This is a genomic window from Streptomyces cinnabarinus (assembly GCF_027270315.1).
Lineage (GTDB): Bacteria > Actinomycetota > Actinomycetes > Streptomycetales > Streptomycetaceae > Streptomyces > Streptomyces cinnabarinus.
This window is the reverse complement of the sequence record NZ_CP114413.1, coordinates 8,492,061-8,507,249: the sequence shown is the minus strand read 5'-3', so window position 1 is coordinate 8,507,249 and position 15,189 is coordinate 8,492,061. Positions and strand designations below refer to the sequence as shown.

General features: G+C 70.3%; 13 protein-coding genes and 1 pseudogene. 3 read left to right on the top strand and 11 right to left on the bottom strand.

The features are described from left to right. Positions 1-3: 3 nt before the first annotated feature. Positions 4-867 (bottom strand): LLM class flavin-dependent oxidoreductase, encoded by an 864-nt coding sequence (locus STRCI_RS38450; protein WP_269663631.1) that lies wholly within the window; start codon positions 865-867, stop codon positions 4-6. A gap of 29 nt (positions 868-896) precedes the next feature. Beyond that, complete coding sequence (locus STRCI_RS38445; protein ID WP_269663630.1) at positions 897-1,919, bottom strand: aldo/keto reductase; 1,023 nt, start codon at positions 1,917-1,919, stop codon at positions 897-899. A gap of 161 nt (positions 1,920-2,080) precedes the next feature. Here STRCI_RS38445 and STRCI_RS38440 point away from each other — a divergent pair, with 161 nt between their 5' ends. Further along, positions 2,081-2,662, top strand: coding sequence for a TetR/AcrR family transcriptional regulator (locus STRCI_RS38440; protein ID WP_269663629.1), 582 nt, complete (start codon positions 2,081-2,083; stop codon positions 2,660-2,662). A 12-nt stretch (positions 2,663-2,674) separates the two neighbouring features. On the opposite strand, the gene STRCI_RS38435 is transcribed toward STRCI_RS38440, so the two are convergent. After that, positions 2,675-3,259: a hypothetical protein gene (locus STRCI_RS38435; RefSeq protein WP_269663628.1), complete on the bottom strand. Its 585-nt coding sequence runs from the start codon at positions 3,257-3,259 to the stop codon at positions 2,675-2,677. Then, the gene (locus STRCI_RS38430) at positions 3,256-3,969 is read right to left on the bottom strand and encodes a Type 1 glutamine amidotransferase-like domain-containing protein (RefSeq protein WP_269663627.1); all 714 of its coding nucleotides are present in this window, start codon (positions 3,967-3,969) and stop codon (positions 3,256-3,258) included. Before STRCI_RS38430 ends, STRCI_RS38435 begins: the two co-directional genes overlap by 4 nt. A 126-nt stretch (positions 3,970-4,095) precedes the next feature. Here STRCI_RS38430 and STRCI_RS38425 point away from each other — a divergent pair, with 126 nt between their 5' ends. Together STRCI_RS38425 and STRCI_RS38420 are read left to right on the top strand one after the other, a co-directional pair. Beyond that, positions 4,096-4,527 (top strand): tautomerase family protein, encoded by a 432-nt coding sequence (locus tag STRCI_RS38425; RefSeq protein WP_269663626.1) that lies wholly within the window; start codon positions 4,096-4,098, stop codon positions 4,525-4,527. After that, positions 4,520-5,542 (top strand): zinc-dependent alcohol dehydrogenase, encoded by a 1,023-nt coding sequence (locus STRCI_RS38420; RefSeq protein ID WP_269663625.1) that lies wholly within the window; start codon positions 4,520-4,522, stop codon positions 5,540-5,542. The genes STRCI_RS38425 and STRCI_RS38420 overlap by 8 nt, the downstream gene beginning before the upstream one ends. Positions 5,543-5,552: 10 nt before the next feature. Here STRCI_RS38420 and lysA read toward each other — a convergent pair. From lysA to STRCI_RS38385, 7 genes and pseudogenes are all read right to left on the bottom strand, one after another. Continuing rightward, a pseudogene (gene lysA / locus STRCI_RS38415) lies at positions 5,553-6,883 on the bottom strand (diaminopimelate decarboxylase). Further along, positions 6,880-7,245 carry an SAV_915 family protein gene (locus tag STRCI_RS38410; RefSeq protein WP_269663624.1) on the bottom strand — a complete coding sequence of 122 codons (366 nt, stop codon included), beginning with the start codon at positions 7,243-7,245 and terminating at the stop codon, positions 6,880-6,882. The pseudogene lysA and the gene STRCI_RS38410 overlap by 4 nt, the downstream one beginning before the upstream one ends. 152 nt (positions 7,246-7,397) lie before the next feature. Next, positions 7,398-8,633 carry an MFS transporter gene (locus STRCI_RS38405; protein ID WP_269663623.1) on the bottom strand — a complete coding sequence of 412 codons (1,236 nt, stop codon included), beginning with the start codon at positions 8,631-8,633 and terminating at the stop codon, positions 7,398-7,400. A 43-nt stretch (positions 8,634-8,676) separates the two neighbouring features. Beyond that, positions 8,677-11,700, bottom strand: a complete 3,024-nt coding sequence (locus STRCI_RS38400) for an SAV_2336 N-terminal domain-related protein (RefSeq protein WP_269663622.1) — start codon at positions 11,698-11,700, stop codon at positions 8,677-8,679. Beyond that, complete coding sequence (locus STRCI_RS38395) at positions 11,697-12,689, bottom strand: AAA family ATPase (RefSeq protein ID WP_269663621.1); 993 nt, start codon at positions 12,687-12,689, stop codon at positions 11,697-11,699. The genes STRCI_RS38400 and STRCI_RS38395 overlap by 4 nt, the downstream gene beginning before the upstream one ends. Then, positions 12,686-14,635, bottom strand: coding sequence for a VMAP-related conflict system protein (locus STRCI_RS38390; protein ID WP_269663620.1), 1,950 nt, complete (start codon positions 14,633-14,635; stop codon positions 12,686-12,688). The genes STRCI_RS38395 and STRCI_RS38390 overlap by 4 nt, the downstream gene beginning before the upstream one ends. Next, entirely contained in the window at positions 14,632-14,988 is a 357-nt protein-coding gene (locus tag STRCI_RS38385; protein ID WP_269663619.1) for a CU044_2847 family protein, read from the bottom strand. Before STRCI_RS38385 ends, STRCI_RS38390 begins: the two co-directional genes overlap by 4 nt. Between the last annotated feature and the right edge of the window lie 201 nt (positions 14,989-15,189).

Below are 15,189 nucleotides of genomic sequence, written 5' to 3'. Positions count from 1 at the left end.
GGCCTAGGCCGCCGGGCCGATCAGCTCGTCGGCCGTCCAGCGGGCGACGTCCGCGGGGTACGGCGCCGGCAGGCCGAGCACGAGGTGCCGGAAGCCGGCGTCGATCGCCTCGCGGATCGCCGCCCGGGTGTCGCCGGGGCGGTCGTAGGAGACGGGCAGGTGGATCGAGCGGGTGAGGGTGTCGGGGTCGCGGCCGATGTCCGCGCAGTAGCGGTCCAGCAGGGCGCCGCGGCGGATGACGTCGTCGATGTCGCCGCCCGGGATGTTCCAGATGTCGGCGTGCTCGGCGACCACGCGCAGTGTCGCGGCGGAGCGTCCGCCGATGAGGACGGGCGGGTGGGGGCGCTGGACGGGTCTGGGGCTGCCGAAGGCGCCGGTGAGCCGGTGGTGGGTGCCGTGGAAGTCGAACGGCTCGTCCTCGGTCCACAGTCGCCGGATCACCGTGCAGGCTTCCGCCAGGTCGGCGACGGCGTGCGCGGTGTCGTGGAAGGGCAGACCGTGGGCGTCGTACTCGCGCCGGGCCAGCGGGTGGCCGGGGCGGGAGCCGACGCCGATGCCGAAGTCCAGCCGTCCGCCGGAGACGATGTCGACGGTGGTGGCGATCTTGGCCAGCAGGGCCGGGGGCCGGAAGCGGTTGCTGGTGACCATGACGCCGACGCGCAGCCGCCGGGTGTGGGCGGCGAGGGCGGAGAGCAGGGTCCAGCCCTCGTAGGTGGGTCCGGCGGGGTCGCCGAAGATCGGCATGAGGTGGTCGAAGAGCCAGGCGTGCTCGATCTCGGGGACGGTGTCGGCCTCGCGCCAGACGCGCAGGACGTCGGCGTAGTCGACCTGCGAGGGGGCGGTCATGATGCCGAAGCTGAGTGACATGGTGGCGTCGCTCCTTCCGGGTCGCGGCTTCAGCGTCGGCGTCGCAGGGCCGGGTCGAGCAGGGCGGGCGGGGTGTCGTGCTTCTCCTCGGGGGCGAGGTCGAGGCCGGGGGCGACGACGGTGTCGATCGCGTCGAGCACATCGGCGGGGAGCACCGTGTCGGCGGCGGCGAGCTGGGAGCGCAGGTGGTCCAGGGTGCGGGGGCCGATGAGGGCGCTGGTGACGGCGGGGTGGGCGGTCACGAAGCCGAGGGCGAGCTGGATCATGGTCAGCCCCGCTTCGTCAGCGATCACGGCGAGCTGTTCCACGGCGTCGAGGCGGGCACGGTTGACGGGGCGGGAGAGATCGAAACGCTCCGGCAGGATCTTGGAGCGGCTGGTGGTGATGTCCTGCCCCGCGCGAACCGCGCCCGAGAGCCACCCGGAAGCCAGCGGACTCCAGGCCAGCACGCCGAGGCCGTACTCCTGGGTGGCCGGCAGGACGTGGGCCTCGATGCCGCGCTGGAGGATCGAGTAGCCGGGCTGCTCGGTGGCATAGCGGCTCAGTCGGTGTTCGCGGGCGGCCCACTGTGCCTGGACGATGCGGTGGGCGGGGAAGGTCGAGGAGCCGAAGTAGCGGATCTTCCCGGCGCGTTGGAGGTCGGTGAGGGCCGACAGGGTCTCCTCGTCGCTGGTGTGCGGGTCCCAGCGGTGGATCTGGAAGAGATCGACGTGGTCGACGCCGAGGCGGCGCAGGCTGTCGTCGAGCGCGGTGAACAGCCAACGGCGGGATCCGCCCTGGTGGTTGGGCTCCTCGCTCATCGGCATGGTGGCCTTGGTGGCGAGCACGATGTCGTCGCGGCGACCGGCGATGGCCTTGCCGACCATCTCCTCCGACTCACCGGCGCTGTACCAGTCGGCGGTGTCGATGAGGTTGATCCCGGCGGCGAGGGCTTCGTCGACGAGGGCGGTGGCCTCGTCCTGGGTGGTGCGTCCGATGCGGCCGAAGTTCATGGCGCCGAGGGCGAGGGCGCTGACCTTGACTCCGGTGCGGCCCAGGGTGCGGTACTGCATGACCGTGTCTCCTCGGTGGAGTGGTGTGGGCGGGCATGGCTGGTGACCGGTCTTCCGCTCTGGCATCATGACCAAACGGAACCGTGTCCCGTTTCGACAATACGGAACACCGTCCCGTTTAGCAATGGCGGTCAGGCGGTCATGGAAGGATCGGTGCGGCGATGAGTGAGGGAGCGGGGCGGACGGCCCGGCCCAGACGGGCGGACGCCCGGCGCAACGAGCAGACGCTGCTCGACGCGGCCGCCGCGGTCTTCGTGGCCTCCGGCGTGGAGGCGCCGGTGCGTGACATCGCGGCCGAGGCCGGGGTGGGTACGGCGACGATCTACCGCCACTTCCCCACCCGGGCGGACCTGATCATCGCCGTGTACCGGCACCAGGTGGAGGCATGCGCCGAGGCCGGTCCGGAGCTGCTGGCGACGCGCCCGACCCCGTACGACGCGCTCGGGCGGTGGATCGATCTGTTCGTGGACTTCCTGGTGACCAAGCACGGCCTCGCCGCCGTGCTGCACTCCGACGAGGCCGGGTTCGAGACGCTGCACGCCTATTTCCTCGACCGGCTGGTCCCCGTCTGCACCGAGCTGCTCCGAGCCGCGGCGGCGGCCGGACAGGTGCGCTCCGACATCGGCGCCCTCGAACTCATGCGGGGCGTGGGGAACTTGTGCATCGGCGCGGAGAACAACCCCGACTACGACGCGCGCCGGCTGGTGGGCCTGCTGGTGGCGGGGCTGCGCACGGAGGCCTGACCAGCCGGGGGCTCATTCGTTGGCGGCGCCGTACCGCAGGAGGCCGCCCCGCGGAACCAGATAGCCGATGCCTCGCGTCGACGGCAAGTCACCCGCCAGTGTGGCGGCTTCGGCGCAACCGGAGACCTCGAAGCCGATGACACCCAGGGCGAAAGGGGCGCCTTCGAACGCCCTGGCCCCAATGTCGGCGAGCCAGTCGTCGAGCACACCGGACCGAAAGAACGGCCCATCACCGCCGTACGCGACGCCCGCATGATCCAGCGCGCCGAGCGGGACGTAGAAGTCGAGCCAGTCACTGCTGTCGTCACCACCGCGGATCGCCACGCACCCGCACACGACCACTTCCCCCGTCGGCAGCCGCACCCGACCGTAGAGATTCCCGAACTCGGCCAACGAACCCAAGCCGCACGGGACGGACTCCTGCTCCTCGGGCTCCCGGTCCCGGCACCCGAAGCACCCCTGAACCTCCGCGGCGGCCCAAAGAGCACGCAGCAGCTCCTCGACCCGAGCGTCCTCGGTCGACCCGATCTCGATGGCCAGCTCGTAGTAGCCACCCAGCCAGTTGGTCCGGTCCCGGAAAGCGGCGGGATTCGTCATGACGTGATCACGCGGCACGGCAACGCCTCCTCGGCCGCGCCGCTCTCCCCCACTCGCTCCACCCGGTACAGGCGCGCCTCAGGCACCCGAGTCACCGCCTCTACGAGGTTCCCGTCCCTGAAGCGGGCGGCTACGCCGTCCTCAAGGGCCCATCCTGCGGGCAGCGCCCCTGTCGCGACGGCCTGCTGGTAGCCGGCGCGGCGGCCCTCCTCGCTGTCGTAGTGCGGGCACACCGATCCTTCGATCAGGCCCAGTCCGTCCGGCAGGAAGGTCAGCGGGCCGTAGGAGTCGGTGTGTGAGCCCTGGGCCCAGCAGTTGGCGCCGGCGCTAATGCCACAGAGAAGCGTGCCGCGGTCGTACGCCTCGTGCAGGACGCGGTCGAGGCCGTGGGTGCGCCAGACCGCCAGGAGGTTGGCGGTGTTGCCGCCTCCGACGTAGATGACGTCCTGGTCGAGCACATGTCTCCGCAGGGCCTCGTCGTCGAGTTCGCGCTGGAACAGCCGTAGGACGGAGGGTTCGCAGGCGCGGGGGCGGAAGGCGTCGAGGAAGCGGTCGATGTAGGCGGGGGCGTCTCCGCTGGCTGTCGGGACGAAGCAGATTCTCGGGCGCGGGTTGCTCACCTGGGTCAGCAGCCAGTCGTCCAGGAGGCCGTCCTCGTCCGTGGAGAAGCCTCCTCCGAGCAGCGCGATGCCCGGTCCTGGGGTGGTCACCTCTGCAGTTCTCCTTCCTGACCCACTGGCTATAACGGTCGTCATAGTCTAGCGTGACGCAGGTCTATAACAGTCGTTATAGACGCCGGTGGCCTGTCTGCCGGGCCCGAGGGGAGAGGTGTGCTCATGCCGATGATCAGGCTTACTGCGCCTGTTGGTTCACTGACCGAGGAGGGGCGTCGCGGGGTGCAGCGGGAGCTCGCCGCGGTGCTGCTGCGGTGGGAGGGGGCGCCGGACACCGCGTTCTTCCGGGGGCAGGCGTGGAGCTATCTCGTCGAGCTGCCGGAGGGCGCCCAGGTGACCGCCGAGGACGAGGAACCGCGCTTCCTGGTGGAGGTCACCGTGCCGCAGGGTGCCGTGTCCGAGCGGCGTAAGGCCGGGCTCGTCGAAGAGGCGACGCGGACGGTGCTGGGCGCCGCCGGGCTCGGTGCCGAAGAGGCGCTTCGGGTGTGGGTGCTGGTGCACGAGCAGCCCGACGGCACCTGGGGCGCCGGCGGCTCCGTCGTCCGGTACGCCGATCTCGTCGCCCTGGCGAAGGGACAGCGGGCCGATGCGTGAACTGACCTACGTCGCCCGCCGCACCGTCGAATGGCGCGAGGTCCCCGACCCCGGGCTCCGCTCCGACCAGGAGGCGATCGTCGCCCCCGTCGCCGCCACACCCTGCGATGTCGACTCCTCCATCCTGGCCGGTCACGGTTTCATAGAACCCCCCTTCGCGCTCGGCCACGAGTGCGTCGCCCGCGTCGTCGAGACCGGTGCCGACGTCACCGCCGTCGCCCCCGGCGATCTGGTCGTGGTGCCCTGGTCCATCAACTGCGGTACCTGCGACCGCTGTCGGCAGGGCCTGACCGCACACTGCGCGAGCGTGCCGTACATGGCGATGTACGGCGCCCCGATCGGCGGCAGTTGGGGCGGCCTCTTCTCCGACCTGGTCCGCGTGCCGTACGCCGACGCCATGCTCGTACCGCTGCCCGCCGGTCTCGACCCGGTCGCCATGGCCTCCGCCAGCGACAACTGGTCCCTGGCCTGGCGGCTGGTCGCCCCGCACCTCAGGGCGCGTCCCGGCGCCCGGGTCCTCGTCGTCGCCCGGGGCAGCATCGGACTGTACGTGTGCGACATCGCCCGTGCGCTCGGCGCCTCGGACGTGCTCTACGTCGATCCCGACCCCGCCCACCGAGCTCTGGCGGAGGGCTTCGGGGCCGCCACCGCCGAAGCCGTCGAGGCCCTCGAACCGGCGAGGCAGGGCGGCTTCGACATCGCCGTGGAGGCCACCGGCCGCGTCGACCAGCTCGCCCGTACCGTCAAGTCCCTTGCCCCGGAAGGGATCTGCGAGAGCGCGGGCAACCACTTCCGCCCCGGCGAACTCCCTCTGCTCGACATGTACCTCACCGGCGTCACCCTGCGCATCGCCCGCGACAACGTCCGCGCCCACATCCCCGACGCCCTCGCCCTCGCCGCCTCCGGCACGGTCGCTCCCGAGAAGGTGGTCTCCGACGTCATCGACTGGGAGGACCTGCCGAGCGCGCTCCCGGAGAAGCACCTCAAGCCGGTCTTCGTCCGCGCCGAGGGGTGAGCGGTCCCGGCTACAGACCCACGTCACGGCTGCGGATGTCGTCCAGCGACTCCCGACGAACCAGCAGCCGGGCGTGCCCGGCACGGACGGCGGCCACCGGGGGACGGCCGACGAGGTTGTACGCGGACGCCATGGACAGGTGATACGCACCGGCCACGGGTACGGCGAGCAGGTCTCCCGGGCGTATGTCGTCGGGGAGTTCCGCGTCCGCCGCGAGCACATCGCCCGCCTCGCAGTGCCTGCCCACCACGGTCACCCGTGCCGAGGTCGCACTGCCGCGGCGGCCGACCAGCCGGGGCGCGTACCGCACGCCGTACAGCGCCGGTCGCGGGTTGTCGCTCATACCGCCGTCGACGGCGACGAAGACCTGCTCACCACCGCGCTTCACCGCCAGCACGCGGTACAGCGCGACGCCCGCCGGTCCCACGACGGCCCGCCCCGGCTCGATGATCAGCCGGGGCACGGTCAGCCCCGCCGCCGCGCACGCCGCGTGCAGCTCCGTCCGCACCTTGCGGGCCAACCGCGTGAGGTCCAGGGAGGGTTCACCGGGCCGGTAGGCGATGCCGTGGCCGCCGCCCAGGTCGAGTTCGGGCATACCAGGCCGTGCTGCTCATACAGGCGCGACATCAGCCCGACCATGCGCCGGACGGCGGCCAGATACGGCTTCTCGCTGGTGATCTGCGAGCCCAAGTGGCAGTGCAGGCCGGTCAGTTCGAGCTGGGGCTGGTCCAGGATCCGGGCGATGGCGTGCTGGGCGTACCCGTCGGCGATGGACAGCCCGAACTTCTGGTTCTCGGTACCGGTACGGATCTTCTCGTGGCCGCCCGCGCTGACGCCGGGCACGACCCGGACCATGACCTTCTGATGTCCGCCGGGCCCGACGGCGGCCGCCAGCCGGGCGATCTCGGACGGGCTGTCGATCACGACACGGCCGACGCCGAGGCGCAGCGCGGTGGCCAGGTCCTGCGGCGACTTGGCGTTGCCGTGCAGCACGATCCGCTCGGGCGGGAAGCCGGTGGTGACCGCCAGCTCCATCTCTCCGGCGGAGCAGACATCGAGCCCGAGGCCCTCCTCCTCCACCCAGTGGAGCACGGCGCGGCAGAGGAACGCCTTGGCCGCGTACAGGACTTCGGCGTCCGGGAAGACACTCCGGTACATACGGCACCGCTCACGCACCTCGTCCTCGGCCAGGATGTACACCGGGGTGCCGAACCGGTCGGCGATCTCCGCGAGCGGCACTCCGGCGACGGCGAGCTCGCCCGGCCGGGCTTCCGTGGTGGCGGCGGGCCAGACGGACAGCCGGTCGCCCAGGGCGGGGGCGGACTCCTGTACGGCGGTCATCGCGCGGTCCCCTCTCGGGTGATCCGCCCCGCCACGGCCGGTACGGGTGCCTGGGCGACGGGTCCGACCGGCCGGGGAGCCGGTGCGGAGAAGGTGGGGTCCACGGTGACGGTGGTGACGCCGAGCGGGGAGACGAGCGTCCGCAGCGCGGGCTCGGCGAGTCTGATCCAGGGCTGCTCGGGGCCGAGGGTGCCGATCAGCCGCTCCTCGGAGGTGAAGGCGACGGCCGTACGGTCACCGAGGGGAGTACGGAAGAGGCGGGCCGCACATCCTGACGGTCCCGGCCGGACCGGTACGAGCAGGGGTCCGGCCGGGGATCGATCGGACGGTTCGGGGTCTTCGGCGTACAGCAGCTCCGTCATGGGATTCCTCCGACGAGTGGTTCCGGGAGTTCGCGCTCTGACGCTATGCCCGCCCCTGAACTGCCCCGGATCTCTCCTGACGGGATCCTGACGCACCCACCGCCGACCTTGACGCGCCTCAGACACCGGCCGCAGGATCCACCCCGCGCCCCTCAAACACCTGCCGAAGCGTCCGCTCCCCGCGCCTCCCGCACCCGGGAGAACGCCAGCACCCCCGCCTGCGCCACGGCCCCCGAGAACCCCACCCCCAGGGCGAACCGATAGCTCACCTGGTCGGCCAGGACGCCCCCGAGCGGTGCGCCCACCGCGACCATGCCCCAGTTGAACGACCGGATCGTGGCGTTCATCCGGCCGCGCAGCGCGTCGGGCGTGACCTGCTGCCGATAGCTCACCTCCACCGGGCTCTCGACGCCGATGGCCAACGACACCAGGAAGAACGCCAGTGCCACCGACGGCAGCGCCCAACTCCCCCGCCCGGCAAGGACGATGGGCAGCCAGCCGACCGCGGCCAGCACCCGGAAGGCGATCAGCGTGACGCCGACGTCGAACCTGGCGAGCACCCGCCCGGACAGCGCGCCGCCGAGCACCGCGCCCACCCCGGCACAGGCGTAGGTCACGCCGAGACCGAAGTCGCCGATCCTCAGCTCGCGCAGGGCGAAGACCACGAACACCGTGCTCACCATGGTGTTGAACAGCAGCATCGCGTGCGAGGTCAGCGCGATGGGTGCCAGGGTGCGGTGCCGGTAGACCCAGGCCACCCCTTCACTCAGTTCCTTGCCCACACCGCGCCGCGTGCCACGCTCGGGGGCGGGGTCATCGGCCTTGACGGACGCGAGCAGCAGCCCGGAGACGAGATAGGTGAGCGCGTCCAGCAGCACGGCGAGCGGCGCCCCCAAGTACTTGATCAGCACCCCGGCGATCAGCGGCCCGGTCGAACCGGCCACCGCACTGGCCTGCTCGGTCCGCGCGTACCCCGCGTTGAGCAGCTCCCTCGGCACCAACTGAGGAACGTAGGACTGGCTCGCCGCCTCGAACAACAGGCTCATCAGCCCCACGGCGAACACGCACAGACACAGCGTGGTGATGCCGAGCCGGTCCAGCGCGTACAGCACCGGTATCGCGGCCAGCAGGACAGCCCGCGCGAGATCCGTGCCCACCATCACCGGCTTGCGCCGACAACGGTCCACCAACACCCCGGCCAGCAGCCCGAAGAGCAGATACGGCAGCCACCGCGCGGCATTCACGACGCCCACCTCGGTCGCCGAGGCACTCAACGTCACCGCAGTGAGAATCTGAAGAGCCAGCCCCGAAATCTGCGACCCGAAAGCCGACACCGCGGAAGCGGTCCAGAAGCGCGGGTACCCGGGGACGTCCAGCAGGCGGGGCATGATCGGAACGGTAACAACTTCCTTGCTGGACAAGGGGATCGGCTCAAACGGGACCAGGCGGGCCGGGCCGTCGCTCCGGATCATCGAGCAGGAGTACCAGGTGGCGGCCGACGTGGCTGTCCCATGCCTCCGGCCCCAATGCCAGTGCCTCGTAGCGCAATTTGGTGACTCGCTGCATGAGCCTGTCGGGGCGAAGGTCTTCGACGAGTTCCGCAACTGCATGGGAGAAGGCCGCGTCCATGAGACCACGGCGGTCCCAGATCATGATGGGTACACCCGCCCGGAGCCCAGCGAGCACCTCTCGACGGTCGGCTCCGGAATCGTCGCCGGGCGGTGCACTGAGCACCAGACATACCGCGTTGCTGTCCTCCTTGAGTTCCCGCTCCAGATGGAAGGGGTAGCTGTCATCTCCCCCTGTACGGCTCCAAAATGCGTGGCTTCGTTCGGGGCGTTCCGTCAGCTGACGCCACTTTGTGAACCAGGGCCGGTGCCAGGCCCCCCGCCCCATCCGCTCCAGGCTGCGCACCACCACAGAATGGTCCAGAGCCAGCGGGGTCGGATCGGGGTGTTCCCCATCCTTCAGCCACCACTCGACCGGTTCGTTGAGCAACTCCCACGGAAGGACGAATTCCAGGTTCACCGGCTCCCGCACATCGAACCACTGCTCTTCCATCGCTCGGACAACGCTGCGCACTGCCTCCGGCAGCTCCTCCCGGCTGTGCCGATCGGTCCCACCGTGGACAGGGTGCCAACCCTCCAGATCGGCCTGCCGCCAGTGCGAGAGGTAATAGCCGTCTGTCTCGACCCGGTCCGGCTCGAACTGGACAAGCAACGACCGGTAGGCACGGCGGGGCGTCCACTGCGAGAATTCCCGACGGTCCCAGTCGGCCAGTTGCACCTCCGCTCCCAGGGAAGACGCCTGTTGGCGATTGAAGCGGCGTAGAAGCAGAGCGTCCGTCGATTGCCCTTCGTTCGTCATACGGTCCGCCACCAACACCAGGAAGGCCAGGCTGGGTGGCAGTTCACCGGCGTGAGTGGCCTCGCCGGCCAGCCGGAGAAAGACGTGCCATCCGGTCTCGCACCACAACGGGAGCTCCTGGACCCGCGATCGGCTCGCTCGCCTCGCGAACGCCGTCAGTTTTGTGCGGCCTGTCACCCTGTCCAGGACTGGTCGAAGGACGTACAGATCGGCGTGGTCGAAGAACTGGAACGCTTCCCACTCGTCCCACAGCGGCCACAGGGCGGTGACGGCCGACGACTCCTGCTCGATGTATTGCAGGCACCGCACCAGATAGCCGAGCCCGTCCGGCTGCTCCGTGCAGGTTCTCACCAGATCATGCGCCCAGACCCACAGCGGATTCTCCGGCAGCGCCAGGGGAAGCCCGAGCTCCGACTCCAACATCGAGACCAGCAGGCTCCGAGAGGTGCTGTGCCTCACCGATAGCGAGGATTGCACGACATCCGCGATTCTTTTGACCAGCAACTCGCGCACACCTCGCGGTCCACTTTCGCCTCGGACCGCGGCAGGTCCAGAGCCGGAGCTGACCGAGGTGTCACGCAGGCCTATCCGCGCGAAGGACGGCCCAGGGGCGGGCAGGGTGACGTTCCCCTGCCCTGAGGGAAGCACGGCGAAGGCCGGTGTGTCCCTGGCGTCGCCCGCATGGGCTGTCAGATAGGCCGAGACCTCGTCGCGCACACGACGGGAGTCGGAGCGCCTGACCGTGCTCTCCAGGACCTCTGGGACTCCGTCGACGAAGCGGTACTCGGGGCTGACGAAGTCGTGGCGCGCGCGGTGGAGGAGGCCGCTCAGGAGCACCTCGGCCAGGTGGGCGGGGCGTGACTCGGGGAGCATGACGCGCTGGACGAGCCGCATGACCGGGAGGGTGAGGGGGACCGTGGCCAAGTAGCCGGCGAGGCGGTAGGCCTGGGGAGAGGCATGTGCGCGAAAGGCACGGACCAGGCCCAGTGGGTCGCCGGTGGCGGCTACGGCGCCGTCGGGCAGTGTGCCACCGTCCCGGGGGCGGCCCGTCGTCGTCACGACGGCCGGGACGCCGCCCGGGGCGGTGGCCGTGATCAAGCGGGTCCACAACCCGAGCCACGACGGGTCGAGTTCGAGGACTGGCACCGGTGTCCCTGTGACAGGTCCGCTCAGCAGGGCAGCGCTGCCGGACCGGGCGGTACGCAGACGTGTGTTGGGGAGACCTGGTATACCGCTGTGCAGTCGTACTTCCTCCAGAGGGAGCCCGGTGCGGCGCCAGAGCCGTTGCGGAAGCGGTTGGATCAGCGCCAACGGGCCCCCGCGCCCCCACAGTTCGAGCAGGCGATCGGCGCGGCCGTCCCGCCAGAGAGCCGATACACAGTCACTGACACACCAGATCGCTTGCCGTCCGGTCGGATCGAGGATCTCGCGGGGACTGTGGAGCGGGCTCGTGGGCACCGCCTGCGGGTGGAGACCCGCCGACCCGTCGGGGGTGGGATGAAGGTGCCAGAGGCGGATGTCCCGGAATGCGCCCGTTCGCTGGAGCAGCGCCGTGAGCTCTCGTACGAGGGAGTGCCACACGACCATGGTGGGACCCGTCTCCATCACCAGGGCGAGGCTGAGCCAGCGCTCCGGCTCGGGGTGTGTGGCCGGGAGGAACAGCCGTTCCTCCGCGCTGCGCTCGGCGGTGGCCGTCTCGTCGAGGAGTACCCGCTGCCGGGAAGGGACTCTGCGCTTCAGCGGCCGAAGAGCTCGCAGGAGGTCGAGCTCGTGCGTGAGGGCGGGGGCATCGGCCACCCGGACGGCAACAGCGCGAGTGGGGCCCGGACCGGCCCCAGTGGTGGCAACGCCGGTGGTGGAGGCGTGCAGGGTGGCGGGTGTGACCGCGTCGATCCGCCCTGGCGCGTGGGCCACCGGGCCGGGTTTGTCACTGCCCTGCGCGGGCGGGCGCTGGGGGTGATCGACGTGTCCGGTCGCGGACTGAGCGATGTGTGTGGCGAGCCACAGCGCTTCCGCCGCCTCTCGTGCGGTCGGATCGACCCCGATCCCCTCAAGGGCGGTGAGAACGCGGTCGAAGTCGGGCGTCATGGGGCCGTGGGGGGAAGGTGACCGAGCAGCTGTTGCGCGAGCTGCTCTCGGTCGCCTCCGCCGCGGGCGGCGTGGAAGGTCAGGTACAGGGCGTTCAGCAGGTGGTCAGTGGCGAGGTCACTCGCGTCGCGTCGACGCAGGAACGTGGTCACCAATGCGGCGGCCTCCGCGCTGATCTCCGGATCGAGCCTCGCTTCGACGATCCGCATCAGTTCGTCGTGGTCCGGGGGCGGGATCTGCAGGTGAACGCACCGGCGCAGGAACGCGGGTGGGAACTCTCGTTCCTGATTGCTGGTGAGCACGACGAACGGGAAGGCCCGGCAGCGGACCCGCCCGCTGTGCACGACAACCCCCTCAGGGCCACGGTCGGCGGTGGAGACACTGACGTCGGCCTGCTCGCCCCGGGCCGCCCGCTCCAGCTCGGGGATGGTGAACTCGCCCTCCTCGAAAACGTTGAGAAGGTCGTTGGGGAGGTCGATGTCGCTCTTGTCGATCTCGTCGATCAGCAGGACGCGGGGGCGTTCGCGGGGCAACAGCGCGGTGCCCAGCGGGCCGAGGGTGATGTAGCGGCCGATGTCGGTCTCGGCGTCCTGTTGCTGCTTGGCCGTCGAGACATCGTGGAGACGGCGAATCGCGTCGTAGGTGTACAGACCGTCCTTGAGGGTGGTGCGGCTGGTGATGGGCCACCGGAGCACCGGGCCCAGTCCGAGTTCGTGAGCGATGGCCAGCGCCAGGCTGGACTTGCCGACACCGGGCTTACCGCTGACGAGCAGGGGGCGGCGCAGGTACAGGGCGGCATTGACCAGGTCGAGGATCTCCGGGGCGGCCTGGTAGAACATCGCCCGCACCAGGTCGACGGGGGACCACTCGATCGCTTCGGCGGCGATGGGGGGACCGCCGTCGAAGGCGCGCCATGCCTGTGGTGGAGGGAGCCGGCTGATCCCGTCGTGGGGTGTGTTCGTTCCTTGGAAGATCCGCCAGTCGGTCAACTCGGCTGCCCTCCTTGGGCGATGTGCTCGGGGAACCGCAGCGCGGGGCCGTCACCGGGCAGTTTGCGGGTGGCATCGTCCCAGAGCAGGACGACCTGCTCCCCGCAGTGGCCGGTTGACGTGACGGCGTCGACGCGCAGCTTCATGATCAGCTCCGGCAGCTCGTGCACGCTGCTGCGGGCGAGTTCCGCGGCGAAGGCGTGACGGAAGGCGGCTCCGGCGCACACCCCCGCGGCGGACTCGGCTTCGGTGGCGTGGGCACTGTCCCGCCCCGGGGCGCCCCGGAGGCGGCACCGCGCCGAGCATCCGGCACGCGTCCAGACAGCAACCGGGATGCCCGCGTACAACGCCGTCTCCAGCACATGCTGACGCGCCGTGGCCTCGGGGCTGAACGGCAGGGCCAGCACTGCCAGGTCCTGCTGTTGCTGAAGCCAGGCGAAGAACTGCTCCGGGGGCATGTCCTGGTGACAGTCGACCCAGTCCATCCTGGCCTCGCCGTGGGAGCCTTGGCGCAGACGTCGCCATCGTGTGGTCCAGGACGGGTACGTCTCCGGCCTCCGGTCCAGGGCACGCAAAATCACCGGGTACTGCCGGCCGACTGGCGCCCAAGCCTGCGAGAGGTACCAGGTGTCAACGTCCACCGAGCTCAACTTGGCAGTAGGCAGGGCGAATTCAATGATCAGATCACTGCTGATCTCCCCCAGTTCCTGAATCGCCGACGGGATCACCGCCCGGAACTGCGCCTGTGCCTCGGCGAGCGTCAATGGCTGGTCGTCGCACAGCACGGGATAGGGCGGCTCGGTCACATCCGGATACTTCCAGACGCGAAGGAAGTAGCGGTCGCCGTCCGGGGTCTGCGTGTCGAGGTGAACGCTGATGGCCGCGACGCCGTTGATGCCGGTGCCGGTGGCGGGCGGCGCGACCGGGGAGGGCGTGGGCACTCCCAGCCGGCCGGCCACCAGATCGGCCATTCCGGCCAGCGGGCCGGAGTCCTCGGACAGCGCCGCGTCCGTGACCTGCCGGATGAACTGGAGCAAGGGATGTGGCCCGTCCAGCATGGCCGGAGCGTCGGCCACCTCCCGCAGGGCGTCGGCCACCGTGTCGATTCGGCCGGCCGGTTCGCCGTAATCACGGTGAACGGAACGCCAGTACAAGGCAGCGGGTGCGAGCCCAGAACGTCGAGCGGCACGAAGCAGCGCCTTCTCCTCGCGCAACGACAACACCGCACCCGGCGCGTACTCGTGCTGAAGAGCCGCACGCAACCGCCAGAGTTCGGTGTCCAGAGGGTTCGGAGCCCGGTTCGCCTCCCACACAGAGGGAAACAGGATCCGTACCGTGGACACACCGATGGCCCGCCCGCCCATGGGGAGGTTCTTCCTGCGGGCGGTGGTCACGATCCCGCACACCTCTCCCTGCTCCAGATCGAGCAGTGGTCCGCCAGACATCCCCGGCGCCAGTTCACCGCCTTTCAGCTGGAGTGCCGGATGGCGCTCGCCGTGGATCGCCGGTCCCTCGTACTCCACCGTGCCGAGGCCGAGTCGTGGGGTCTGCTCGTAGACCGCGCTGTAGCCGGCGGCGCACAGGCGCTGTCCGATGCCGGGCGGCTTGTCGGCCATCGGGATCCAGTGGTGATCCGGCAGTGGATCCTCCAGCGTGATCACTGCGAGGTCCGGAGGGTCCCACACATCGTCCGGACCGCTGTACGACGGAGGCAACGCGACGACGGAACCCTCGGCATGACCCCCGGCCCAGGTGACCCGGGCCCGCTCGGCCGTCGGCCGGCTTCCGCCCTTCACCGGCAAGGCGACGACGTGCGCGCAGGTGACGACGAGACCGCGGCCGACGAAGAATCCACTGCCTCCGCGCAGACCTGGACCGCTGACCCTGACTACAAAGCCGCTCAGCAGATCCAGGACTTCGTCCGGTTCGGCGTCCACATGCGTCACGGGCTGCCGGACACCGAGCCGTTCTGCCACTCCAGGCGGACCCGCAGCGTGGCCGTTGCCTCCCCGTCGACCAGCAGACAGACCAGACGCGAGCCCTTCACAGCGAAGTTGAGCCCGAACTCGGCCTCCACCACATCGGGTTTCACCGACTGGAGCGCGTCCTGCACTGTCGTCGCCACCCCACGTAGCGCGGTGCCAACGGCCGCGAAGGAGAGCGCCTCGCTCAGCCCGACGTTCGACGGTCCACCGTCCTCGTCGTCCAGATCGTCCCCGTCGGCCGTCACTGGTAACGCTCGCACCAAGAGAGCACCACCACCGGGCAGTTCCAGTTCGACGACCTCTCCGTCCCCCATGGCACTCCCCCGCATCTTCGCGCTCCTGCGTGCAAATCATGGTGGCACGAACCGATCCCGCCACGGCTTCGATTCGGCAGAATCGAGTTCGGCGACCCCACCGCCGTGCGGACAAGCGGCGGCGGACGTTCACCACCCCGCCACAAGCGGGCTGTTGACGCGCGTAGCGCTTGGCCTCACGCTGGGCTGCGGTCGTCGCCG